The sequence below is a fragment of the Novosphingobium fluoreni genome, from assembly GCF_014196615.1.
GTDB classification, from domain to species: Bacteria; Pseudomonadota; Alphaproteobacteria; order Sphingomonadales; family Sphingomonadaceae; genus Novosphingobium; species Novosphingobium fluoreni.
On record NZ_JACIDY010000009.1, the window covers coordinates 33,049 to 57,451 of the forward strand.

Consider the following 24,403-nt stretch of genomic DNA (forward strand, 5'->3'; position numbering starts at 1 on the left):
TGCCCCCGCCGCCCCGGTCATCGCGCCCAGCAACGGCACGACGATCACCGGCACCGCAGAGCCCGGCTCCACCGTCTCGATCGACCTCAACGGCGATGGCACCAGCGACGGCACCACACAGGCCGATGGTTCGGGCAACTGGACCTTCACCCCCGGCGCGCCCTTAAGCGACGGCACCACCGTCACCGCAACGGCTACCGATACCGCCGGGAATGCTTCGCCCGCCGGTTCTGTCGTGGTCGACGCGCAGGCGCCTGCTGCACCTACGTTGAACCTGGGCGATGGCACGGTGCTGACGGGGGCGGCCGAGGCCGGCTCTACCGTCGTGATCGACCTTAATGGCGATGGCACGCCTGATGCCACCGTCACCGCCGGGGCTGACGGCACTTGGACCTACACGCCTGCCACGCCGCTGACGGACGGTACGACCGTGATCGTCACCGCGCGCGATGCGGCGGGCAATGTCAGCCCGCCGACCCAGGCGACGCTGGACCTGACCGCGCCGCCTGCCCCCGTGGTCAATGCGGTGGCGGACGATATCGCACCGGTGTTGGGCCAGATCGGCAATGGCGGCTCCACCAACGACACGCAGCCCTCCTTCAGCGGCACGGCCGAGGCGGGTTCGACCATCAAGGTGTTCGATAACGGCGTGCAGATCGGCACCGCCACCGTCGCCGCTGACGGCACCTGGAGCTTTACGCCGGGCACCGCCCTGGCCGAAGGCGCGCACAACGTGACCTTCACTGCCACCGATGCCGGTGGCCGAGAGGGTGTGGCCTCCGCGCCGTTTACCTTCACCGTCGACACCCTTGCCCCCGCCGTCCCGGTCATCGCACCCAGCAACGGCACGACGATCACCGGCACCGCAGAGCCCGGCTCCACCGTCTCGATCGACCTCAACGGCGACGGCACCAGCGATGGCACCACACAGGCCGACGGCTCGGGCAACTGGACCTTCACCCCCGGCGCACCCGTAAGCGATGGCACCACCGTTACCGCAACGGCTACGGACGCGGCGGGTAATACTTCGCTTCCGGCTTCGACGGTTGTCGACGCCAGCGTTCCGCTGACCCCGATCCTGATCAGTGTGACGGACGATGTGCCCGGCGGCCCCACCACTGTGGTTTCGGGCGGGATCACGAACGATCCTACGCTGACTCTGGCCGGCACGGCCGAGGCGAACGCCACGGTCAGCTTGTTCGACGGTACGACTCTACTGGGCACGGTCCTGGCGGACGCGACCGGCAACTGGACCTTCACCACGCCTGCGTTGCCTGAGGGTGCGCATAGCCTGACCATCACCGCAACCGACGCGGCCGGCAATGTCAGCGCGCCGACTGCGCCTTTCGGCGTAACCGTGGACGTGACCGCGCCTGCCGCGCCTGTCGTCAATCCGAGCGACGGGATCACCTTGTCCGGCACGGCAGAAGCGGGTGCTACTGTTGCGATCGACACCAACGGCGACGGCACCCCCGACGCCACCGTGACGGCAGGCCAGAACGGAGACTGGACCGTCACCTTCGTGCCGCCGCTGGCGGACAATACGCTGGTGAGCGTGGTGGCAGTCGATGTCGCTGGCAACACCTCTGCGCCCGGCACTACGACCATCGATACCTCGCTCGACACCACGCCGCCGCCAGTGCCGACCTTGCTGCTGGTGGTGGACGACATCAATCCGGTCCAGGGCCCGCTGCTGAGCGGCGGTTCCACCAACGATGCGCAGCCCCAACTTTCCGGTATAGCCGAAGCGAATGTCCTGGTTTCCGTTTACGACAATGGCGTTCTGCTGGGAACGACGAACGCCAGTGCCTTGGGCATCTGGACGTTCACGCCGCCAGCGGCGCTGAGTGAAGGGCCGCATAGCCTGACGGCGACGACGACCGATGCCGTTGGCAACGAAAGCCAGCCGACAGTCGCGTTTGATCTGATCGTCGACACGATCCTGCCCGGAGCGCCGGTGGTGAACCCGACCAACGGGATCACGATCAGCGGTACCGCCGAGCCCGGCACGACCGTGGCCGTCGATATCGGCAACGATGGCATCGTGGACGGCATCGTGCCTGCCGATGCGACCACCGGTGCCTGGACCTTCACGCCGCTGCTGCCAGTGCCTAACGGCGTGATCGTGAGCGCGACGGCGACCGACGCGGCGGGCAATATCTCGCCCTCCGGCACGATTACGGTGGACGCACAAGCGCCGGTCCCGCCGACGATCACGCTTGTCCTGGATGACGTGGGCGTCAACATCGGTGTGCTGGTGAGTGGCTCGGTCACGGACGACAGCCAGCCCACGCTATCGGGCACGACTGAGGGCAACGCCACCATTTCGGTCTATGACGGGCTCACGTTGCTCGGCACCGTCACTGCCGACGCCGGTGGCACATGGAGCTTCACACCGGGCATTCCGCTGGCGCAGGGCAGCCATAGCCTGACCATCACCGCGACGGACACGCTGGGCAATGTCAGCGCACCGTCTACGCCGTTCCTGCTGACGGTGGATACGATCGCGCCAACGGCTCCGGCGATTACCACCGTGATCGATAACGTCGGGGCGATCCTGGGGGCAGTCGCCAATGGGGCGGCCTCGGACGATACCACACCGACGTTGAGCGGCACGGCAGAAGGCAATGCCACCGTCAACGTGTTCAGCAATGGTACCTTGATCGGCTCGACCACGGCTGACGGCGCGGGTGATTGGGCGTTTACGCCAACGACGGCTCTGGGCCAGGGCGGCAACACCTTTACTATCACCGCTACCGATCCGGCCGGAAACACCAGCCCACCGTCCGCGCCTTATACGATCATGATTGACACAGCCGTCCCGGCTATACCGACGATCGTGGCCGCGGTCGACAATGTCGGCGTGATCCAGGGTGTGCTGGGCAGCGGTCTGGGCACGGATGACGCCACCCCAACGCTTTCGGGCACGGCGGGCGCGAATGCCACTGTCGTCATCTATCAGGATGGCGTTCCGATCACGAGCGTGACGGCGGACGGTCTGGGGGCGTGGAGCTTCACGCCCGGTGCGGCGCTGCTGGACGGAACCTATACTTTCACGGCTGAGGCGCTGAGCCCGGCGGGCGTATCCAGCGGCGTGTCCGCCGGGTTCGTCATCACCATCGATACGCTGGCCCCGGCCGCGCCGGTAATCACTGCGGCGTTGGACAATGCCGGCTCGATCCTGGGCACGCTGGGTTCGGGCAGCGTCACCGATGATGTGGTGCCGGTGCTTTCGGGCTCTGCCGAGCCGAACACGACGGTGACGATCTTCGACAACAATGCGCCTATCGGCAGCGCAGCGGCCGACGCATTCGGCGACTGGACGTTCACGCCCGGCGCCGCGCTGAGCGAAGGACCGCACGTCTTTACGGCCACGGCCACGGATGCGGCGGGCAATACCGGACCGGCTTCCGCCGTCTTCACGCTGGAAGTGGACACCATCGCGCCCGATGCGCCGATCGTTGCGCCCAGCCTGGGTGACGTGCTGACCGGCACGGCGGAAGCCAACGCCACGATCAACCTCGACCTTAATGGCGATGGCGTGGTCGATGATACGACCACGGCTGATGCGTTGGGGAACTGGAGCTATACGCCGGCCATCCAGTTGCCGAACGGCGTGGCGGTGATCGTCACCGCGACCGACGAGGCCGGCAATACCTCTGGCAGCGATACCATCATCATCGACCAGACCCCGCCGCTGGCGCCGGTCATCACCACGGTGCTTGACGATGTCGGCGCGCTGACGGGCAATGTCGCTAATGGTGGGGGTACCGATGATGCGCTGCCGGTGATCGGCGGCACCGCAGAGCCGGGCGCATTGGTGACCGTGTTCGATAATGGCCTGCCGTTGGGCCAGACCAGCGCCGATAACCTTGGCGCCTGGACCCTGCCGGTAACGCTGCCATTGCTGAACGGCCCCCACGTGTTCACGGCGGTCGCCGAAGATGCACTGGGCAATATCGGCCCCGTGTCCGCGTCCTACACCGTCAATGTGGACGCCATCACGCCGCCCGCGCCTGTCATTGTCACCGTTTTCGACGATGCCGGGACGCTGCAGGGCTTTGTCCTGCCCGGCGGCACGACGGACGATGCCGCACCCGCGATCAGCGGGACCGGCCCGGCCAACGCCACGATCTCGGTGTTCGATGGGACGAACCTGCTGGGCACCACGGTTGCCGATGGTCTTGGCGCATGGAGCTTCACGCCCACCACGGCGCTGGGTGACGGACCGCACGACCTGACTGCGACGGCCACCAACGTTGCCGGGAACACCGGGCCCGCCTCGTTGCCCTTCACGCTGACTGTGGACACCACGGCACCGGCCACACCGGTGATCACGCAGGTCCTCGATGATGCGCAGGCATTGACAGGGCCGGTCGCACAAGGTGGTCTTACCAACGACCTCACCCCCACGATCAGCGGCACCGCCGATGCCAACGCGGTCGTCTCGATCTTCAATAACGGGGGATTGGTGGGCGTTGCCCTGGCAGACGGCGGGGGGGCGTGGAGCTTTACTCCGGTGCTGCTGGAAGGCGCGCAAAGTATCACTGTCAGCGCGGTGAATCCGCTGGGCAATCCCAGCCCAGTATCGGCGCCTTATGCCTTTTCGATCGACGCCACGCCTCCGGGTGCTCCGGTAGTCAACGCCACGAATGGGCAGGGTGATCTGACCGGGACGGCAGAGCCGCTCAGCACGGTTTCGATCCAGATCGGCGTGGGCGGCATACCCACCACCGTGACCGCCGACCAGGCGGGCAACTGGAGCTACACCTTCCCCACCGTACCGGGCGATGGCACGCCGATTGCCGTCACCGCCACCGATGCGGCGGGCAATACCTCGTTGCCGACGGCGGTTCTGGTGGACCAGGTCGCGCCGCTGGCACCGGTGTTGGTCACCGTGGACGACGATCAGGCGCCCATCATCGCGCCGGTCCTGCCGAATGGTGTCACAAACGACGCTCAGCCCGATTTCACGGGTACGGCCGAGCCGGACAGTACGGTAACGATCCTGGACAACGGTGTGCCTATCGGCACCACCCAGGCCAATGCGCTGGGCGAGTGGACCTTCACTCCCACCACGGCTCTGCCCGATGGCCCGCACAGCATCACCGTCACCGCGACGGACGCAGCGGGCAACGTCGGCCCGGCCACCGCGCCGTTCGACTTCACGGTTGCCACCTCCGCCCCGCCGGTGCCGACGATCGTCAACATAGCCGATGATGCTGCGCCGCAAACCGGCCCGGTCTTGCCGGGCGGGGCGACCAACGACCTGGTGCCCACCATCACGGGCACCGCCCAAGCGGGCGCGATCATCACGCTCTATATCGATGGCGTACCGCAGCCGATCACCACCCAGGCCGACATCAACGGCGATTTCACGTTCAACCCCTTGGTGCTGCCCGGAACCCATACCTTCACGGTTTCGGCCAGCTATGGCGCAGGGCTCGAAAGTGCGCAGTCCGGCGGCTATTCGGCGAATTTCGATATCGTCGCGCCGCTTGTTCCGATCCTCAATCCTACGGATGGTACCGTGGTCAGCGGCCTCGCAGAGGCTGGCAGCACGGTGCAGATCTTCGCGTTTGGTTCCCCCACGCCGGTCGCCACCACCACGGCGAACGCGCTTGGCCAATTCAGCGTGACGCTGCAGACGCCGCTCCCTCCGCTCATCACCGTCAATGCTATTGCAACCGATGCAGCGGGCAATGCTTCGCTGCCAGGTGTTACAGTTGTTGATCCACTGGCGGGCAGCCCCCCGGCGATCCCCACCGTCACCACCGTGTTCGATAACTTCGGTACGGTCACCGGCAATGTCCCGAACGGCGGGTTCACCAACGATATCCTGCCGCAGATATCTGGCACGGCCGATCAGTTTGTCATCATCAACGTGTTTGACGGCGCTACGCTGATAGGCACCACCACCAGCGACATCTTGGGCAACTGGAGCCTGACACCGCTGCTGCCACTGTTCGACGGCCCGCACGCCATCTCCGCCACGGCGACGGATGGGTTGCTGAGCAGCATCAACAGCGCACCGGCAACCTTCACCGTCGATACGATCGCGCCCGGTGTGCCGACTATCGCCCCCAGCAACGGCGCGGTCCTGAGCGGCACGGCGGAGGCGAATGCCATCGTCTCGCTCGATCTCGATGGCAACGGCACGGTGGACACCACGGTGCAGGCCAATGGCGCGGGCACCTGGACGTACACCCCCGTCACGCCGCTGACCGACGGCACGATCGTGATCGCATCGGCCTCAGACGCGGCGGGCAACCAGTCGTTCCCGACGGCGCAGACGATCGACCGGCTTGCTCCGCCGCAGCCGCTGATCACCGCGGCGCTGGACGACGTGGGCTCCGTGATCGGTCCGGTGCTGAACGGCGGGGTGACGGATGACACCACGCCCACCCTGACGGGCTTTGCCGAGGCCAACTCCACCGTCTCGATCTTTGACGGCGCAACGCTGCTGGGCACCACGACGGCGTCGCTCCTTGGCACGTGGAGCTTCACGCCGCCTGCCGCGATTGGCAACGGCGCGCACAGCTTCACCGTCATCGCCACGGATGAAGTTGGCAATATCAGCACGCCATCGGCGGCCTATACGCTGACCGTCGCTACCGGAGCGCCGGCCATCCCGGTCATCACCACGGTGCTGGACGACGTTGGCACGATCACCGGCAATATCGGCAACGGCGGGGCCACCAACGATGCTCTCCCCACGATCAACGGCACGGCGGCGGCGAACGTCACTGTCGCGGTGTTCGATGGCCTGGGCCAGATCGGCACGACCACGGCGGATGCATCCGGCAACTGGACGTTCACGCCCACCACGCCGCTGCTGGGCGGAGCGCACGTGTTCACGGCGGTGGCGACCAACGCCGCCGGAGTGCCCAGCTTCCCCTCATCCGCCTATGCGATCTCGGTCGACGTCACCGCGCCACCCGTGCCGACGCTGGCCAGCGTAATCGATGATGTCGGCACGATCGTCGGCCCGTTGATCTCCGGAGCGTTTACAGACGATGGCACACCGCGCCTTTCGGGCACGGCGGAAGCCAACGCGACCGTCACGGTGTTCGACAATGGCGTGCAGATCGGCACCACCGTCGCCGGGGCGCTTGGGGGGTGGACCTTCACGCCCACGACGCCGCTTTCCGCCGGTGCTCATGCCATCACCATCACCGCCACCGATGCGGTGGGCAACCAGAGCGCGCCGACGGCAGCGTTCAACCTGACGGTCGACATCGCCGCACCCAATGCGCCGGTGATTATCAACGCCGCAGATGATGTGGGCACCGTGCAGGGTCTGCTCACGTCCGGCGCGTTCACCGATGATGGCGCGCCGCTGCTCTCTGGCACGGCGGAGGCGAACGGCACCGTCTCGATCTTCAGCGACGGGGCCTTGCTGGGCACTGTGGTCGCCAGCGGTACCGGCACCTGGAGCTTCACCCCGCCGTCACAGTTGCCGGATGGGCCGCACATCTTTACCGCTACCGTGCGGGATGTCGCGGGCAATCTTAGCGCCGTATCGAACGCCTATACCGTCATCGTCGATACGGTCGCCCCGGCGGCTGCCACGATTACGGCCGTGTTGGACGATGTGTTGCCCGCGGTGGGCGCGCTCACCAATGGCGGGGCGACCAACGACACGTTGCCAACGCTTTCCGGCAATGCCGAGGCCAACGCCACCGTCGTGGTGTTCGACAATGGCGCGCCGATCGGCTCCGTCACTGCCAGTGCCCTGGGCGCCTGGACCTTCACCCCGTCGACGGCACTGACGGAGGGGGCGCACAGCTTCACCGTTCGCGCCACGGATAGCGCAGGCAACCAGGGCCCGGCCTCCACGCCGTTTGCGGTGCGGGTGGATACGATCGCGCCCTCGGCTCCGGCGATCACCAGCCTGACGGATGACGTCGGCACGGTGCAGGGCCCGGTAAGCAGCGGCGGCGTCACCAACGACACCTTGCCATTGCTGCGCGGGACAAGCGAAGCAGGCGCTACGCTGACGGTGTTTGCAAATGGCATTGCCATCGGCACCACCCAGGCGGACGCAACCGGCAACTGGAGCTTCACCCCCGGAACGCCGCTGGTGGAAGGAACCTACAGCTTCACCGCTACGGCGACTGACGCGGCGGGCAACCCGGGCGGGGCGTCCGCGGCATTCACCGTCACGGTAGATACAACCGCTCCGGTTGTACCAATTATAACCAGCGTTGTGGACGATGTGGCGCCCAACACAGGCATCATCCTGAGCGGCGGCATTTCCAACGATGCACTGCCGCAGATCAACGGCACGGGGCCTGCCAACACGACATTGGTGATCTATGACAATGGCCTGGTCATTGGCAGCACCACCAGCAATGCCCTGGGCGCATGGAGCTTCACCCCGGCAACGGCCATCGCCGCCGGTGCGCACAGCTTCACCGCCACCACCGTCGATCCGGCCGGCAATGCCAGCCTGCCATCCAATGCCTATGGGCTGCTGCTGGATACGGTCGCGCCTGCGCAGGGTATCGCGATTACCACCCTGACCACGGACACGGGTGCGGTGGGTGATTGGAGCACGCAGGATACCAGCCCGATCATCAGCGGCACGCTGGGCGCGGGGCTGGGCGCCGGGGAGCAGCTGCAGGTCCAGATCGACGGCGGAACCTGGGTGAATGCCACGGTTTCGGGTACAAGCTGGTTCTACGGTGCTGGCAACCTTTCGGTGGGCAGCCATACCGTGGGTGCACGGCTGATCGATACGGCGGGCAATATCGGCAGCACTGCCAGCCAGTCCCTGGCGATCACCGCGATCACGCAGCAGGCTCCACTGGTTCAGGCGAGCGGAACCTCGCTGCTGGGTCTGGTGGGTGTGGAAGCGCTCAATCTGATCGATCTCAGCACTCAATCGCTGACAGCGGTGGATCCCAACAACAACCTCCGGTCGTTGCAGGTCCGCTATGCCCCGGCGCTGGGCTTGGGCTTGGGGGCCTACACGCTGACCGCTTCCGCGGCGGTGGCGGCGGAACTGGGCCTGCAGATCGCCATCACCAACAACGCCGGTGTCCTGGGCCTTGTCGCTCCGACTTCGACGTTGACGATCAGCGCCATCAACGGCGGCCCGATCGACAACCTGGCCGCAAACGAGCTGCTGGCGACGGTGCATTTCCAGCAGAACCTGCCGCTCGCCAGCCTCGATGTCCTCAACTCGACCTCGATTTCAGCGACCGACACCACCAATCTAACCAGCACTTCGCTCACCGGTACGTTGCTCGATCTCAGCTTGCTGAATTCCAGCGGCTCGCCGAACCTTTTCGAAGGTGATGCTGGTGCCAATACGCTGAACGGCATTATCGGGAACGACAGACTCTATGGCCATGGCGGGAACGACACGCTGAACGGTGGTGACGGCAACGACTTCCTGCGGGGCGGTGCGGGAGCCGATACCCTCAACGGCGGTGCCGGAAATGATACCCTGGTGTACGATAGCAACGATGTTTTGATCGACGGTGGAACCGGAACGGACACATTGCTGATCGACACCGGAACAGGCCCGGTGCTCAACCTCGACCTTGTGAGCAACATCCGCAACATCGAGGCGATCGATCTGGGCACCGGCGATGCCGGCCGCCAGATCACCTTGACCGAGGCGGGTGTCCTGCGGGCCACGGATGCCAATCAAACCCTGACCATCAACGGTGACGGCAACGATACTGTGACGATGACGGGGGCCGTGCTGCAGGGCCAGTCGCTGATCAATGGAGAGGCGTACAACCACTACGTTCTGGGCACGACGGACATCTACGTAGATCACGCGGTGCTGGCGGTCGTCTGACCGGCAGCACTACGCGAGACAACAAAAGACGCCGTAAAAATCGGGGAGTGAATGGCGTTGCGATGGTGGAGGGGCCCGGTGGCGATAATCGTCGCCCCGGGAGTGCTTGTGGCGACAGCGCATGGGCAAGAGCAACCGGCAGCGGTCGCTCCGCCCACGATCTCCGGCGATATCGTGCGGCCGGGGGACCCCCGTATCGGCCGGATCGACCTGGCAGACGCAGTTGTCCGTACGTTGTCCCGCCATCCTGAGATCGCGCGCGCCAACGCGGCCCTGGCGCGTGGCAAGGCGGATCTGGGCGCGGCCCGGTCCGTGTGGATGCCGCAGGCCGGCTATCAGGCGAACCTGGGCCCCAACATGTTCTCCAGCCGCAACAACTCCGCCCTGAACCAGAACATGGCGGGCCCCAGCGTTTTCCTGCAACAGCAGGTGTGGGACTTTGGCCGCTCCAAGGGAGAGATCGGCGCGGCGCGGTCCACCACGCGTCAGCGTGGATACGAATTGGAAAGCGTGGCCGATCAGCTGGCCGAACAAAGCGCGCTGGCATTCCTGGAAGTGAAGCGCTTCGAACTGCTCTCCACCGCCGCGGCGAACCAGGTGGCGGAGCTGGATCACTTGCGCTTCCTGATCGGTGCCCGCGTCAACGCCGGGGTTTCGGACAAGTCCGATCTGATGCTGGCCGATGTCCGGGTGGAGTCCGCTAGGGGTGAGGCGATCCAAGCGGAGACTGCCTACACCGTGGCGCAATCGCGCCTGTTGAACCTTATCGGCGCGCTACCGCAGGCTTATGACGATCCCAAGCCCCTGATCTCCCGGTTCGAGACCGGTGACGAGGAGCCGGATTATGAGAGACTGCCCTCCGTTCTGGCAGCGCAGGAGGCAGAGAAAGCCGCCACTTCCAAGATCGGACAAGCCAAGGCGGAGCGCTATCCCCGGCTGGGCCTGCAAATGGGCTACACTCGCAACAACTATACCTACAACACGCGCGACAACGCCTTCAACGCGATGGTGACTGTCAGCGGAGACCTCTATCGCCGCAGCAGCCGCTATCTGGTCGAAGCCGCGCAGGAGGATCGCCGCGCGGCGGCGGCGGTCCATGACACCACCGTTCTGGACGCGCGTGGCAAGGCGCTTTCGGCCCGCCAGGAAATCCGCGCCGGGCAGCAACGCATCTCCGCGTACTCCCGACAGGAAGAGCAGGCCATCACTGCCAGCAAGATCTTCTTCGAGGAATACAAGCTGGGCAAGCGCACGCTGACGGAACTGCTGAACACTCAGCTTGAGGTCTATCGTGCCGCCAGCGCCCGGATCGGTGCCGATTACGACGTGATGTCCGCCCGCGTGCGGTTCGAGAATTTGTGTGGCCGGTTGCGACCCTCCCTAGGCTTGCCTGCACGATTGCTAACGGAAGACGAAATCGATGGCTGACGATACCGCGACCGTTTTCGCCCCTACCGCGCAACAGACTGGTTGGATCGCCGCTGTCGCTAGCCTGGGCGCGCTAAAGGGCGTGCCGGTCGGCGCGCAGGAATTGGATGCGCGGCTTTACTGGTCGGAGGGGCAGGACCGCGACAAGGCGCTGATCAATGCGGCCCGGCTGTCCGGGCTGGAGGTCCAGATCGTGCGGCTGGCGATCGACGAGGTTCCCGAACTGATGCTGCCGGCGGTGTTCGAGCTGGAAGGCGGCGCAGCCATAGTTCATGCCCGCGATGCCGACAGCGTACGCGCCACGATGGCGGGTCTGGGCGCTGACAGTCCGGTGGAGATCGCGCTGGACGCCTTTCGGCAGCGGACCACTGGCCGGGTTGCCCTGGTGGAGCCGATGTCCACCCGATCGCGTGACGCCCGCCTGGACGAATTCCTGCGCGCGCCCACGCGCTCCTGGCTGTGGGACATCATCATGGCGGATCGGCGCGGCTATGGCGAAATCATGCTGGGGTCCGTCTTCGGCAACCTGCTGACATTCGCCACCTCGCTGTTCGCGATGCAGGTGTGGGACCGCGTGGTGCCCGCGCAATCGGTGCCCACGCTGTGGGTGCTGGCACTGGGCACGGGCATGGCGCTGTTCCTTGAATTGACGCTGCGCACCGCGCGGGTGCAATTGGTGGACCGCATCGGCCGCCGCGCCGATCTGGAAATCTCCTCCCGCGTCTTTGCCCGCGCGCTGGACATCCGCAACGATGCGCGGCCCCGATCTACCGGGGCGCTGATATCGCAATTGCGCGATATCGAGCAGATCCGCGAGATGCTGACGTCCACCACGATCGGCGCGCTCATCGATCTGCCGTTCATCGTGCTGTTCCTGGTGCTTTTCGCCTTCCTGGCCGGATCGCTAACCTGGGTGCTGATCGTGGCCGCGCTGCTGATCCTGCTGCCCGGTCTGATCCTGCAGCGCCCGCTGGCCCGCCTCGCTACCGAGGGCATGCGCGAGGGTGCGCTGCGCAACGCAATCCTGGTGGAATCGATCGAGCGGATTGACGAGATCAAGGCTTCGCAGTCCGAGGCGCGCTTCCAGTCGCTGTGGGAACGGCTGACGCTGGCCGGAAGCCGCGTCGGTGCTGAGCAGCGCTTCTTCTCGGCATTGTTCGTCAACTGGACGCAGACCTTGCAACAGCTGGCCTACACCGCCGTGGTGGTCGCCGGGGCGTTCCAAGTGATGGACGGCAACATGACAATGGGAGCGCTGATCGCCTGCTCCATCCTGACAAGCCGCGCGCTGGTGCTGTTCGTGCCGTTCGGCAGCATCTTCACGCGATGGCAGAACGCCAAGATCGCCCTCACCGGCCTGAACGACTTGTTCGGTAAACCGGTCGATCACGATCCCGAACGCGGGATGCTGCGCCGCGCGGCGCTCAGCGGCAATTACGAGATCAAGGACCTCACGTATTCCTATGACGAGGAAGCGCCGCTGGCTTTGAAGGTGGAGCGGCTGTCGATCCGCGCGGGTGAGCGGGTGGCGCTGCTGGGACGGATCGGCGCGGGCAAGTCCACGCTGCTCAGGCTGCTGTCCGGCCTGTCGCTGCCGACGTCCGGCGAACTGCTGTTGGATGGCACCAGTCTGTCGTTGATCAACCCGCTCGATGTGCGGCGGGACACGGCGTACCTGGGGCAGGGTGCGCAGCTGTTCCTGGGCACCGTGCGTGAAAACCTGACGATTGGCTCCCCCGGTGTCAGCGACGAGCAGATCCTGCACGCGCTGGCGGTCACTGGCGGGTTGGGCCTGGTGCAAAGCCAGCCGCAAGGCATGGACTTGCTGCTGCAGGAAGGCGGTGTGGGGCTTTCGGGTGGCCAGCGCCAGACTCTGCTGCTGGCGCGCGCGTTGCTGCGCAACGGCAACGTCCTGCTGCTGGATGAGCCTTCGGCCCCGCTGGATGATATCAGCGAAAGGTCGCTGGTCGCCAATCTGGGCAACTGGCTGGGCAAGCGCACGCTGGTAATCACCACCAATCGCCCGGGCCTTCTGGAACTGGTCGACCGCATCGTCGTGATCGACAAGGGGCGGATCGCCCTGGACGGACCCAAGGAGCAGGTCATGCGGGCCTTGTCCGGACCTACGCCGGTGCAGGAGAAGCGGGCATGAGCACGGTATCACCCGCGACGCGCTCGGTCGGACTGCTGGATGCTCTGCCCACCGGGGATGATAGCCGCTGGGTCAAGACCTTTGGCCGCCTGCGCATCATCCCGATCCTGTCCGTCGGCATCCTCGCCTTCCTGGTGTGGAGCTACTTCGGCGTGCTGGACGAAGTGGCGGTGGGCAGCGGCAAGGTAACGCCGCCTTCCCGGTCGCAGATTATCCAAAGCCTGGAAGGCGGCATCGTCAACGGCATCTTCGTGCGCGAAGGCGATATCGTCCGCCCCGGGCAGAAGCTGGCGACGCTGGACCGGGCCAGGTTCAGCTCGATGCTGGGCGAGGCGGAGGCCAAGGCCCGCTCACTGGAGGCAACCGCCGCCCGGCTGGAGGCAGAGATCAACGGCGGCACCCCGCAATTCTCCGCCGCCGTTCGCGAAATGCCTGGCCTCGTCGGGCGCGAGATGGAGCTGATGCGATCGCGCCGCCAGAACCTGCAGGTCGCCACCGCCAGCATGCGTGAATCGCTGGCCCTTACGCGACGGCAACTGGCGATGACGGAGCCTCTGGTGGAACTGGGCGCGGCGAACCAGGTGGAGATCATCCAGCTGCGCCGGCAAGAGAACGAGATTCAGGCCAAGCTGGATTCCCTGCGCAACCAGTACGTCATCGATGCCAGCAACGATTACGCCAAGGCCAAGGCCGAGTTGGATCAAGTCGTCCAGGTAGTCGGCGGGCGGCGTGACCAACTTGATCGCACCGTGCTGACCAGTCCGGTGCGCGGCATCGTCAAGAACTTGGAAGTCACCACGATTGGCGGCGTGATCCAGCCGGGCGGTTCGCTGATGGAGATCGTGCCGCTGGAAAAGAACCTGCTGATCGAGACGCGCATGTCGCCGCGCGACATCGCCTTCCTGCGGCCCGGCCAACCCGCGACCGTAAAGATCACGGCCTACGATCCTTCGATCTACGGCACCTTGGCCGGGACCGTGGATCGCATTTCACCCGACACACTGCAGGACGAGGTGCACCGCGATCAAGTGTATTATCGCGTCTACGTGCGCACCAACCGGTCGACGCTGCATGCCAAGAACGGACGGGAATACGCGATCATGCCCGGCATGGTTTCGACCGTGGAGATCAAGACCGGCAGCAAGACGGTGCTGCAATACTTGATGAAGCCGATCAACAAAGCGAACGAGGCGATGAGGGAAAAGTAGGTTCAAAGCCGACGGGGTGGGGTTGGGTGGCATAGTCCTACGAAAAAACGATCACCCTACGAATGCGCGTTCGATTACGAAGTCACCGGGATGGGCGTTGGACCCCTCGCGAAAGCCGGTGTCGACCAGCATCGCAGTTAAGTCGCGGATCATTTCCATGCTGCCGCACAGCATCACCCGGTCAGTCATCGGGTCGAGCCGCCGCTCACCGCCCAGGCCCTGGAACAGTCGTCCGCTGTCGATCAGCGTACCGATCCGGCCGATGGTGTGAAACGCCTGCCGCGTCACCGTGGGCACATAGGTGAGTTGCAGCAGGGCCTGCTCCTGCACCAGAGGATCGTCCGCCAGATGACTCTCCAATTCGCCGCGATAGGCCAGATCGTCGGCAGAGCGGACGCAGTGGACGATCACGATCTGGCCGAACCGTTCGTAGATGTCGGGATCGCGAGCAAGGGACAGGAACGGGGCCAGCCCGGTGCCGGTGGAGAAAAGGAACAACCTGCGCCCAGGCAGCAGCGCATCGGCGACCAGCGTGCCGGTGGGTTTGCGGCCCAGGAACACCGGATCGCCCGGCTCCACCTGCTGCAGGCGCGATGTCAGCGGCCCATCGGGTACCTTGATCGATAGGAACTCCAGTTCCTCCGCCCACGAGGGACTGGCGATCGAATAGGCGCGCAGCAGCGGCCGACCATCGCCGGGCAGCCCGATCATCACGAACTCACCAGAGCGGAAACGGAAGGATGGCGGGCGAGAGATCGCGAAGCTGAAAAGGTGGTCGTTCCAATGATGCACCCGCGTGACTTCCTCCACGCTCAGCGTGGAAGGGGCATGGGCAGCCAGCGCGAGCTTGCGATCACTCATCATGCTTCGATCCTCGAACCTCCTGCAGAAAAAATGCACTTGTTAGATAATGCGAGTCAATCTCATTAATCGGTTATCGGCGTATTTGCCGCATTGGTCAAGCGAGGGCATGTCTGGCGGGGGAAGACATCCTGCGCTTGAACCGGCTGGCGCGTTCTTTCATGATGCCGGCTTATGGCTAAGACCGCGCTCATCATCCGTCACGTGCCCTACGAGGGTGTTGCCGCCTATCGCGAACCTATCGAGGCGGCGGGCTACCAGGTCGATCGCATCGACGTGGCGGACCCCGCGTTTCCCGATCTCGACCTGTGCCGGTATGATCTGCTCATCATGATGGGTGGCCCGATGGGCGTTTATGAGCAGGACAGCTATCCCTGGATCACCATCCAGCTGGAGAAACTGGCGCAGCGACTGGAAGCGGGGCGGCCCACGCTGGGCGTCTGCTTTGGCGCGCAGATGATCGCCGCCGCCCTAGGGGCTGAGGTCTATGCCGGGCCGGCCAAGGAAGTGGGCTTTCACCCGGTGACTATCCTGGGCACCGCGCAGGACGGGCCGTTGCGTCATCTGATCGATGTACCGGTGCTGCATTGGCACGGCGATACGTTCACATTGCCCGCCGATGTCGAACTGCTGGCGTCCAGCCACGTCTACGACCACCAGGCGTTCCGCCGAGGGCGCAATATCCTGGCGCTGCAGTTCCATGCCGAGATGGGACTGGATCCGCGTTTTGACGATTGGCTGGGACAATGGCCCGGGGCCGTGGTGGAGGCGGGCGGAGACGAAGCCAGCCTGCGCGCCGATCATGATCGTCTGGGGCCGGGCGCGGTCGCGGCGGGGCAGGCGATGATCGCGCAGTGGCTGCGCGAACTTGATTGATCTTTCTTCCTTAGGCTGACGCCATTCCTCAACACCGGGCATTTTACCTTTGATGTGACGGTGCTAGGGCGGGCAGCGTGAACAGTATTCGCCAATGGGGCCTCGTGGCCGAGCGCTCCTTCGCACGCATCGTCGTGACGTTGGTGGGCCTTGGATTTCTAGCGGTCCTGGTCGCCGGGATCGGTGCGCTGCTGGTGATGCTGCGCAGCGAGGAGCACACTCGCTGGGTCAATCACACCTACATGGTGGAGCGGCACGTCAGCGGCATCCGTCTGTCACTGGAAGAGATGCGCAGCGCCAGGCGCGGCATGTTGCTGGGCCGCGCGGGCGGCGCGGCGGCCTATGACGCGGCGCGGCGGCATCTCGACGCGGAGATCGCCAGTGCGGAACGGCTGACCCAAGACAACATCGTGCAACAGGCCAATGTGCGCGAACTGCGCGGCGAAGCGAACGTGCTGGATACGCAATACCGCGAGGCGTTGCGCGGTGACGAGACGGCGCATCTGGACGAATTGGCCCGGCAACAGACCGCGATCCGGCTGATCGCCTTGGCCAACCGCATGCTCGCGGAAGAGCGTGGTTTGATGAAGGATCGGGCGGAGGCTCAGCAGGCTACGTTGCGCATGTTTTATGCGATTCTGGGTGTCGCGGGCGTGCTGCTGTTGTTCGTTGGCGGAGCATCGATCCTGATCATCGTTCGCTACACGCGCGATCTTTCCCACACCCGTGACGAATTGCGCGCGCTCAACACCAATCTGGAAGGTGCGGTGCGCGTTCGAACAGAGGACTTGCAGCGCGCCAACGACGAGATTCAGCGCTTCGCCTACATCGTCAGCCACGATTTACGTGCCCCCTTGGTTAACGTGATGGGCTTCACGTCCGAGCTGGAGGCGGCTTTGCGCCCGCTCTCGCAGTTGCTGGAGCAGGTGGAGGCCACCAACCCCGCGCTCGTGTCCGCCGATGCCCGGCTGGCGGTGAAGGAAGACTTGCCCGAAGCACTCGGCTTCATTCGTGCCTCGACGCAGAAGATGGACCGGCTGATCAACGCCATCCTGCGCCTATCACGCGAAGGGCGGCGCAACATCGCCCCCGATGATGTGCCGTTGACGCCGCTGGCCGAAGGCATCGTCGATGGTATCCGACATCTGGTGGATGAGCGCGGGGCGCAGATCACCGTCCAGCCGGACATGCCCACGATCTTCACCGATCGGCTGGCATTGGAGCAAGTGGTTTCGAACCTGGTGGAAAATGCGCTGAAATATCTGCAGCCCTCTCGTCCCGGCCAGATCGCGATCTTGGCGGAGGAAGCCGCTGGCCGCATCCGCATTCGGATCCAGGACAATGGCCGCGGTATCGACCCGCGCGATCATGAGCGGATCTTCGATCTGTTCCGGCGCTCTGGCGTGCAGGACCAGCAAGGTGAAGGGATCGGGCTGGCGCATGTGCGGACATTGGCTTATCGGCTGGGCGGAACGATCGGCGTCACGTCGCAACTGGGCGAGGGGGCGACGTTCACCATAGATTTGCCGGCCCGGTACGAGGGTGACAAGGAACGGTTAGCATGACGACGGAACGCGCGGTCAACATCGTGATGATCGAGGATGACGAAGGCCACGCCCGTCTGATCGAGAAGAATATCCGCCGCGCCGGGATCAGCAACACGGTGCACCATTTCCTCGACGGCACGTCGGCGCTGCACTTTCTGTACGAGGACCCCAATGGGCCGGTGCACAATGGACCGTCGCTGATCCTGCTGGACCTGAACTTGCCGGACATGAGCGGCACTGACATCCTGGCGCGCATCAAGGCCGAGAACAGCCCGCTCAAGCGCGCGCCCGTCGTGGTGCTGACCACCACCGACGACAAGGTAGAAATCCAGCGCTGCTACGATCTGGGCTGCAACGTCTATATCACCAAGCCAGTGAATTATGAAAGCTTCGCGGACGCTATCAAGCAATTAGGACTGTTCCTGTCCGTCATCCAGGTCCCCGATCCGGAAGCTTCATGACCGACAACCGGGCCGCGATACTCTACATCGACGATGACGAAGGCCTGCGACGGTTGACACAGCGGGCGCTGGAGCGGCGCGGCTATATGGTCACCACGGCGGCCAGTGGCGATGAGGGCATCGCGGCGGCGCGCGACCGGGCGTTCGATCTGGTGGCTGTGGATCACTACATGCCCGGCAAGGACGGGCTGGAGACGCTGCGGGACTTGCAGGCGCTCGATCCGGCGCCGCCGGTCATCTATGTGACCGGTTCGGATGAAAGCCGGTTGGCCGTCGCCGCGCTGAAGGCGGGCGCGATGGACTATGTGGTGAAGACCGCAGATGCCGACTATTTCGACCTTCTGGTGGAAGCGGTGGATCAAGCCTTGGCGAATGTTCGCCTGCGGCGCGAGCATGCTTCCAGCGAACAGCAGTTGCGGGCGGCGAATGACCGTTTGCAATCCCTGCTGAAGGAAGTGAATCACCGCGTCGCGAACAGTCTGCAGTTGGTTTCCGCGCTTGTCGGCATGCAGGCGCGGCTGGTGACGGACAAGGCTGCCTTCGCCGCCTTGGCCGACACCGAGCGCCGCGTGGCCGCGATCGCGCAAGTCCACCGCCGCCTCTACACGTCGGATAGCGTGGAGACGGTCGACATGGCGGATTATCTGGGTTCGCTGGTGGCGGAACTGGGCGAAACCTGGTCCACACCTACCGCACCGCGCAATATCACGCTGGTTGCAGAGCCCTTGCAGCTCGCTACCGACCGCGCGGTGGCGCTGGGGGTAGTGGTGAACGAATTGGTCACCAACGCCTGCAAATACGCTTACCAGCCCGAAGTCGGCGGTGCGGTGCGGGTGCGGCTCCATGCGGATACACCGGAAAGCTATTGCCTGGTGGTGGAGGATGACGGCTGTGGTCCGCCACAATCGGGGCTTGTGAAAGGCACCGGGCTGGGTTCCAAGATCGTGGGCGCAATGGCTTCGACGCTTCGGGCGGAAGTCAGCTATCAGGGCGCCAATCCGGGCCTGCGCGCCACACTGCGCGCGCCACTGCACTAAGCGGGCGCTTCGTAGCGGATGGCTTAGAGGCACACGCAGAACCAGCGTATCCCAACGATCATCACGGGTGCCCGAAGGCAAGGTTCTATACTGTTTCGTGAAACTGCTGGTGCGGTCAAGAAGACTCGAACTTCCACGGGCTTTCGCCCACAACGACCTCAACGTTGCGCGTCTACCAATTCCGCCATGACCGCTAAATCACCGGGTTGGCCGAAGCCGTTCCGGGGCAGGAGCGCGCCATTAGCAAAGCGATCCGTCCCCGGCAAGGGCGATGGCGATTGTTTTATCACCAAGGAGAAATCAGGAAGGCTTCCAGCCGATCTCAGCCGATTTGGCGGACTTGGGCACATCCGTCACCGCCTCGTTGATGGTGATCGTCTCCCCAGGGGCCAGCTGGCGCTTGGGCGGGACGACTTCCCAGCTGTAGACGATCCGATCGCGCGCATCGCGCAGCACGATCAGGATCGTGGGGACGTAACGCGTTTCCCGTCCGATGTTGCTGACGGTGCCGCTGGCTCCGAAATACTCCGTGCCGTTGGGCAGGGTGCGTCGATCCTGTCGCTTGGGCGGGAAATCCAGCGTCAGGTCCTGCTGCGCCTGGGCGAACGTGGGACGGGCGACCGGCACCCAATCGGGCAGGCCAGCCCAGGCGACCACGCCTGCCAGACCAAGCGTCACCACGGCAAAGACGATGGCGGCGGCCATGCCGATCTTTGCCCAGTTGCGCCGGGGGCGGAACGGTGGCGCAAAATCGAAGCGGGACGGGCCTTCGTCTGAAAACTGGCTGGTACTGGTATCGTCGTACCGATTGGGCCGCGGGGAAGCTGCCGCTTCGGCCGGGGGCGCAACGTCTGCAGGCCCGTCAGCCACGGTGGCTGCAGGCTCTGGCAACGGGCTTTCCGGCGCCGATGCTGCGGCAACGCCCGCAGACGCGCCTTCCAGTGCCGGTCCGTCCTGGAACCAGCTGTGGCGGCATTTGGCGCAACGGACCGTGCGCCCTTCGACGCCGATTGCGCTGTCCGGGACCGCATAGCGCGTGGCGCAGGCAGGGCAGGCGATGATCATGGTCAGGCGACTAGACACGGGACTTGCGTTTGCGACAAGCCGGTGACCGTCTTGATCACGCTCGGAAGCGATTTTTTCCACATTCATCGCTTGTTGCACCCATGTTGATCGGGAGAGATGCGTAACCGATTGCTACCGGATGCGTCGTTCGTCTTGCCTGCGCCCCGGTTTAGCGCCTACCGCAGTCGCCGCGATGGAGCGTAAGACGAAGCGATGACGGGCAAGGCTGAGAGCGAAATCGTTCATTTCGACAACGTCGGCCTGCGCTACGACCATGATCGCGAGGTGTTGAGCGATCTGTCGTTCACGCTGTTTGGTGGCACTTTTTATTTTCTAACCGGGGCGAGCGGAGCGGGGAAGACCTCGCTGCTGCGCCTGCTGTACCTTGCCCAGCGCCCTTCACGCGGGGTGGTGCGCATGTTCGGCAAGGACGCGATCACGATGCCGCGCAGCGGTCTGCCCGCCTTGCGCCGCCGGATCGGCGTGGTGTTCCAGGATTTCCGGCTGGTGCCGCATTTGTCCGCGTTCGACAACGTGGCCCTGCCGCTGCGGGTGGCGGGCTTCAGCGAGCGTGATATCGCCGGGCCGGTGGGCGATATCCTGGAGTGGGTGGGGCTGGCCGATCGCAAGACGGCGTTTCCCGCCGCGCTCTCGGGCGGAGAGCAGCAGCGCATCGCCATCGCGCGCGCCGTGATCGCACGGCCCGACATGCTGGTGGCGGACGAGCCGACGGGCAACGTCGACCCCGACATGGGCCTGAAGCTGATCCGATTGTTCGAATTGTTGAACCGCCAGGGCACGACCATTGTGGTCGCGACGCACGACATGCAGCTGCTGCGTAAGGTGCCCAGCGCCCTGATCATGCGGCTGGACAAGGGTCGATTATCGGACCCGACCGGGGCCTTGCGCTATCCCCCCAGGACGCCCGCATGAAGGCGCGCGCTCGCAAGAATGCCGGGATTGCCCGGGGGCGGCGGTTGTTCGCCGGGGCCGAGGCGAAGTTCGTGCCGCAAGCGCGCTTGTCCGGACCGATGCCGTGGGTGATCGCGATCATGGTGGCGATGACGGCGATCGCGCTGGCCGCAGGGCTCGCCCTTGGCAACACGGTGACAAGCGCGACTGCGGAGATTTCCGGCGGCGTGACGGTGCAAGTGGTGGAGCCGCGCGAAGACGTGCGCCAGCAGGAAGCAGCTCGTGCGCTGGACGCGCTGAAGGGCGAATCGGCGATCGCCAGCATGCGCCTGGTACCGCAGGAAGAACTTGACGCGCTGGTATCGCCCTGGCTGGGCGGCGGCGTGGATGTGACGGCCGGCATCGGCGTGCCCGTGCCCGCGCTGATCGACGTGCGCCTGAAGCAGGCGGCGACGCCCGAGCGTATCGCCGCGATTCGCCGCGCGCTGGCGCCCGCGGCCCCGTCCGCGCGGGTGGACGCGCAAGCGGAGTGGCTGAAGCCGGTGTTCGATGCGATCGTCTCGTTGCAATGGTTGGCGCTGGTGCTGGTGGCGTTGCTGGCCATGGCGCTTTCGGCTGCCGTGCTGCTCGCGGCCCGTTCGGCGCTGGGGGCCAACCGCGATACGATCGAGATCGTCCACTTGCTAGGAGGTACGGACGCGCAGATCGCCCGGGTGTTCCAGCGCTCGCTGGGTGTGGACGCGGCGGGCGGTGGGCTGGTCGGGCTGCTGCTGGCGGGGATTGTGATCGTGGTCCTGGGCCGCCGGTTCGCTGGGCTAAGCGCCGGACTGGTCAGCAGCGGGGCGCTAGTGTGGAGCGATTGGCTGCTGCTGGTGCTCGTGCCGCTGCTGGCGACCGCGCTGGCGATGATCACTGCCCGACTGACGGTGATGCATGCCTTGCGCAAGATGCTATAAGTAGCATTCCATGTTTCGCCGCATCGCCGCCTTCCTGCTCCTGATCTGGCTTTTCGGCTTCCTATGGTTTGCCGTGTCCCTGCCGCGTCCCGCCGGGATGGAGCGGACTGACGCTGTGATCGTGCTCACCGGTGGGCCCGGGCGCATCCCCCATGCGCTGAACGTGGTCCGCCGTGGGCTGGCCCCGCGCCTGCTGGTGTCCGGCGTCGATCCCGAAGTTCTGCCGCGCGAATTCATGCGCGAATACGAGGTGCCCGCGCCATTGATGCGTTGCTGCGTCACGCTGGGCTACCGTGCGTTCGACACGCGCTCCAACGCGGTGGAGGCGGCGAACTGGCTCAAGGCCAGCAAGGCCCGCACCGTTCGCCTCGTCACTACGGACTGGCATATGCGCCGCGCCGCCTATGAACTGGGTCGCGAACTGCCGTCCGGCACGGTAATGCTGCGCGATGCGGTTCGCAGCCACCCCTCGCTGGAGGTCTTGTTCCTGGAATATCACAAGCTGCTGGCGCGCTACGTGATCGATACCTGGCAGAAGTGGCGGGGGGCATGATGCGGGTTGTCCACGTGCTGCGCAGCCTGGTGTTCTACCTGATCTTCTACATCGGGACGCTGGGTTATGTGCTGGCCTCGCTGGCGGCGCTCCCCTTTAGTCGGAGCGGGTTCCAGACGGCGGTGCGTGACTGGTCTCGCTATCACCGGCTCTGCACGCGCTGGTTACTGGGGATTCGCGTCGTGATCGAAGGCGATCTCCCCCAGTCTCATTTCCTGGTGGCTATTAAGCATGAGAGCTTCTTCGAAGCGATCGACTTGCCCAATCTGCTACCGCTGCCCGCCGTCATCGCCAAGGCCGAACTTTTGCGCATCCCGCTGTGGGGCCAGGCGGCCAGCGCTTATGGCCTGATCGGCGTGGAACGTGACAACGGCGCAAAGGCCCTGCGTGCGATGCTGGTTGAAGCGCGCAAGCTGGTGGCCGAGGGGCGGGTGCTGGCGATTTTCCCGGAAGGCACGCGGGTTCCGCACGACACCGCACCGCCGCTCGGCGCGGGCTTTGCCGGGCTCTACAAGCTGCTGGGATTGCCCGTGGTGCCGATCGCGGTGGACAGCGGTCCGCTCTATCACCGCTGGTGGAAAAGGCCCGGCACCATCACCGTTCGCGTGGGCGAGACCATCCCGACCGGCCTTAAGCGCGACGAAATCGAGCAGCGGGTGACCGCGGCGATCAACGCATTGAACCCCCAGACGGCAATCAGGCCGGGAACACCTTGACCGACTGGTTGCGGTATTGGACGTCGCCGAAGCTGGTGAGGAACGACACGTCGGCGGCATCGCGCCCGACGCCGATCTTGGCCATCATATCAGGGCTCGACATGCCGGTGGCGTCGACCATGTACCAGGTGTTGTCCAGGAACACCTCGGCCACCGCATGGAAGTCTTGTGGTTCCACGCCCAGGCCGTAGACGCTGCAGAACCGCGCCGGAATCGCACTGGCGCGGGCCATTGTGATCATCAGGTGCGCAAAATCGCGGCAGACTCCCCGGCGACCGTTATAGGTGTCCATCGCCTCCGTGGATGAGGTGGAGCTGCCCGCCTCGTACGTGATGTGGCGATAGATCCAGTCCTGCATCGCGGCGATCCGCGCCCCACCGTCCAGATGGCCGAACAGTTCGGCGACGATCGGCTGGAACTCATCGGAATCGCAATAACGCGAGGGGAGTATGTACTCGATCGTCTCACCTGGCAGGCGATGCGGCGGAACCGCCCGCAGGCTCGCAATGTCGGCGGTGAGCCGGTTGATCTCGACCACGGCGTTGTAGCGGACCCTCAGATGGCCCTGCATGCGCACCCATAGGCGATCGCCGATGGTGTCATGACCCGGGATGCGGGCGAAGTGCTGGACCGGTGGCAGGTCGATATGGGCGCTGATCACGCGCTGCTCCGGGATGATGGCGGCTTCCAGCTGCAGCAGCAGGTCGGCATCTTCCGGAACGTCGTAATCAAGTTCGGTCGAGATCGCGAGTTTCATGGAAAGGAGGCACCTTGGGCGTGAGGCTGACCTGCCTCAAACCTTTGAAAAGGAGGAATG

The 24,403-nt window shown here is 65.0% G+C and carries 15 protein-coding genes, 1 tRNA gene and 1 pseudogene; 13 read left to right on the forward strand and 4 right to left on the reverse strand.

Annotated features, from left to right (window positions below; genetic code table 11):
* Window positions 1-43 precede the first annotated feature (43 nt).
* From GGR39_RS17600 to GGR39_RS15295, 5 genes and pseudogenes are all read left to right on the forward strand, one after another.
* Window positions 44-184, forward strand: a pseudogene (locus tag GGR39_RS17600) (Ig-like domain-containing protein); the annotation flags it as partial.
* A 51-nt stretch (window positions 185-235) separates the two neighbouring features.
* Complete coding sequence (locus GGR39_RS15280) at window positions 236-9,814, forward strand: Ig-like domain-containing protein (protein ID WP_343055905.1); 9,579 nt, start codon at window positions 236-238, stop codon at window positions 9,812-9,814.
* Window positions 9,815-9,892: 78 nt separating this feature from the next.
* Window positions 9,893-11,242 (forward strand): TolC family protein, encoded by a 1,350-nt coding sequence (locus tag GGR39_RS15285; RefSeq protein ID WP_343055906.1) that lies wholly within the window; start codon window positions 9,893-9,895, stop codon window positions 11,240-11,242.
* Window positions 11,235-13,394 (forward strand): type I secretion system permease/ATPase, encoded by a 2,160-nt coding sequence (locus GGR39_RS15290; protein WP_183618256.1) that lies wholly within the window; start codon window positions 11,235-11,237, stop codon window positions 13,392-13,394. Before GGR39_RS15285 ends, GGR39_RS15290 begins: the two co-directional genes overlap by 8 nt.
* Window positions 13,391-14,602 (forward strand): HlyD family type I secretion periplasmic adaptor subunit, encoded by a 1,212-nt coding sequence (locus GGR39_RS15295; protein WP_183618258.1) that lies wholly within the window; start codon window positions 13,391-13,393, stop codon window positions 14,600-14,602. Before GGR39_RS15290 ends, GGR39_RS15295 begins: the two co-directional genes overlap by 4 nt.
* 51 nt (window positions 14,603-14,653) lie before the next feature.
* Here GGR39_RS15295 and GGR39_RS15300 read toward each other — a convergent pair whose 3' ends face one another.
* A complete protein-coding gene (locus GGR39_RS15300; RefSeq protein ID WP_058735778.1) occupies window positions 14,654-15,463 on the reverse strand; it encodes a ferredoxin--NADP reductase in 810 nt (269 codons plus the stop codon).
* 174 nt (window positions 15,464-15,637) lie between these two features.
* On the opposite strand from GGR39_RS15300, the gene GGR39_RS15305 reads away from it, so the two are divergent.
* The 4 genes from GGR39_RS15305 (at window position 15,638) to GGR39_RS15320 (ending at window position 19,384) form a co-directional block, all read left to right on the forward strand.
* The gene (locus tag GGR39_RS15305; RefSeq protein WP_183618260.1) at window positions 15,638-16,339 is read left to right on the forward strand and encodes a glutamine amidotransferase; all 702 of its coding nucleotides are present in this window, start codon (window positions 15,638-15,640) and stop codon (window positions 16,337-16,339) included.
* Window positions 16,340-16,416: 77 nt separating this feature from the next.
* The gene (locus GGR39_RS15310; protein ID WP_288486046.1) at window positions 16,417-17,904 is read left to right on the forward strand and encodes a sensor histidine kinase; all 1,488 of its coding nucleotides are present in this window, start codon (window positions 16,417-16,419) and stop codon (window positions 17,902-17,904) included.
* A complete protein-coding gene (locus GGR39_RS15315; RefSeq protein ID WP_058735775.1) occupies window positions 17,901-18,347 on the forward strand; it encodes a response regulator in 447 nt (148 codons plus the stop codon). The genes GGR39_RS15310 and GGR39_RS15315 overlap by 4 nt, the downstream gene beginning before the upstream one ends.
* The gene (locus GGR39_RS15320; protein WP_183618262.1) at window positions 18,344-19,384 is read left to right on the forward strand and encodes a sensor histidine kinase; all 1,041 of its coding nucleotides are present in this window, start codon (window positions 18,344-18,346) and stop codon (window positions 19,382-19,384) included. The genes GGR39_RS15315 and GGR39_RS15320 overlap by 4 nt, the downstream gene beginning before the upstream one ends.
* A 107-nt stretch (window positions 19,385-19,491) precedes the next feature.
* On the opposite strand, the gene GGR39_RS15325 is transcribed toward GGR39_RS15320, so the two are convergent.
* Window positions 19,492-19,578 (reverse strand) — tRNA-Leu (locus GGR39_RS15325).
* Window positions 19,579-19,684: 106 nt separating this feature from the next.
* Window positions 19,685-20,449 carry an MJ0042-type zinc finger domain-containing protein gene (locus GGR39_RS15330; RefSeq protein WP_183618264.1) on the reverse strand — a complete coding sequence of 255 codons (765 nt, stop codon included), beginning with the start codon at window positions 20,447-20,449 and terminating at the stop codon, window positions 19,685-19,687.
* 213 nt (window positions 20,450-20,662) lie between these two features.
* Between GGR39_RS15330 and ftsE the strand changes: the two genes are divergently transcribed.
* Genes ftsE through GGR39_RS15350 form a run of 4 tightly spaced genes read left to right on the forward strand, consistent with a single transcriptional unit; the run spans window position 20,663 to window position 23,586 of the window.
* Window positions 20,663-21,382, forward strand: coding sequence for a cell division ATP-binding protein FtsE (gene ftsE / locus GGR39_RS15335; RefSeq protein ID WP_058735773.1), 720 nt, complete (start codon window positions 20,663-20,665; stop codon window positions 21,380-21,382).
* Entirely contained in the window at window positions 21,379-22,317 is a 939-nt protein-coding gene (locus GGR39_RS15340) for a cell division protein FtsX (protein ID WP_183618266.1), read from the forward strand. Before ftsE ends, GGR39_RS15340 begins: the two co-directional genes overlap by 4 nt.
* 10 nt (window positions 22,318-22,327) lie before the next feature.
* Entirely contained in the window at window positions 22,328-22,870 is a 543-nt protein-coding gene (locus tag GGR39_RS15345; RefSeq protein ID WP_183618268.1) for a YdcF family protein, read from the forward strand.
* Window positions 22,870-23,586: a lysophospholipid acyltransferase family protein gene (locus GGR39_RS15350; protein WP_183618561.1), complete on the forward strand. Its 717-nt coding sequence runs from the start codon at window positions 22,870-22,872 to the stop codon at window positions 23,584-23,586. The genes GGR39_RS15345 and GGR39_RS15350 overlap by 1 nt, the downstream gene beginning before the upstream one ends.
* On the opposite strand, the gene GGR39_RS15355 is transcribed toward GGR39_RS15350, so the two are convergent.
* Entirely contained in the window at window positions 23,567-24,343 is a 777-nt protein-coding gene (locus GGR39_RS15355) for a transglutaminase-like domain-containing protein (protein ID WP_183618270.1), read from the reverse strand. The genes GGR39_RS15350 and GGR39_RS15355 overlap by 20 nt on opposite strands.
* Window positions 24,344-24,403 lie beyond the last annotated feature (60 nt).

Excerpts from the sequence above, each read along its gene's own strand:
- ftsE (WP_058735773.1), top strand. The coding sequence starts at position 20,663 with ATGACGGGCAAGGCTGAGAGCGAAATCGTTCATTTCGACAACGTCGGC.
- GGR39_RS15350 (WP_183618561.1), top strand. The coding sequence starts at position 22,870 with ATGCGGGTTGTCCACGTGCTGCGCAGCCTGGTGTTCTACCTGATCTTC.
- GGR39_RS15355 (WP_183618270.1), bottom strand. The coding sequence starts at position 24,343 with ATGAAACTCGCGATCTCGACCGAACTTGATTACGACGTTCCGGAAGAT.
- GGR39_RS15340 (WP_183618266.1), top strand. The coding sequence starts at position 21,379 with ATGAAGGCGCGCGCTCGCAAGAATGCCGGGATTGCCCGGGGGCGGCGG.
- GGR39_RS15345 (WP_183618268.1), top strand. The coding sequence starts at position 22,328 with ATGTTTCGCCGCATCGCCGCCTTCCTGCTCCTGATCTGGCTTTTCGGC.
- GGR39_RS15330 (WP_183618264.1), bottom strand. The coding sequence starts at position 20,449 with ATGATCATCGCCTGCCCTGCCTGCGCCACGCGCTATGCGGTCCCGGAC.
- GGR39_RS15315 (WP_058735775.1), top strand. The coding sequence starts at position 17,901 with ATGACGACGGAACGCGCGGTCAACATCGTGATGATCGAGGATGACGAA.
- GGR39_RS15295 (WP_183618258.1), top strand. The coding sequence starts at position 13,391 with ATGAGCACGGTATCACCCGCGACGCGCTCGGTCGGACTGCTGGATGCT.
- GGR39_RS15290 (WP_183618256.1), top strand. The coding sequence starts at position 11,235 with ATGGCTGACGATACCGCGACCGTTTTCGCCCCTACCGCGCAACAGACT.
- GGR39_RS15300 (WP_058735778.1), bottom strand. The coding sequence starts at position 15,463 with ATGAGTGATCGCAAGCTCGCGCTGGCTGCCCATGCCCCTTCCACGCTG.
- GGR39_RS15305 (WP_183618260.1), top strand. The coding sequence starts at position 15,638 with ATGGCTAAGACCGCGCTCATCATCCGTCACGTGCCCTACGAGGGTGTT.
- GGR39_RS15320 (WP_183618262.1), top strand. The coding sequence starts at position 18,344 with ATGACCGACAACCGGGCCGCGATACTCTACATCGACGATGACGAAGGC.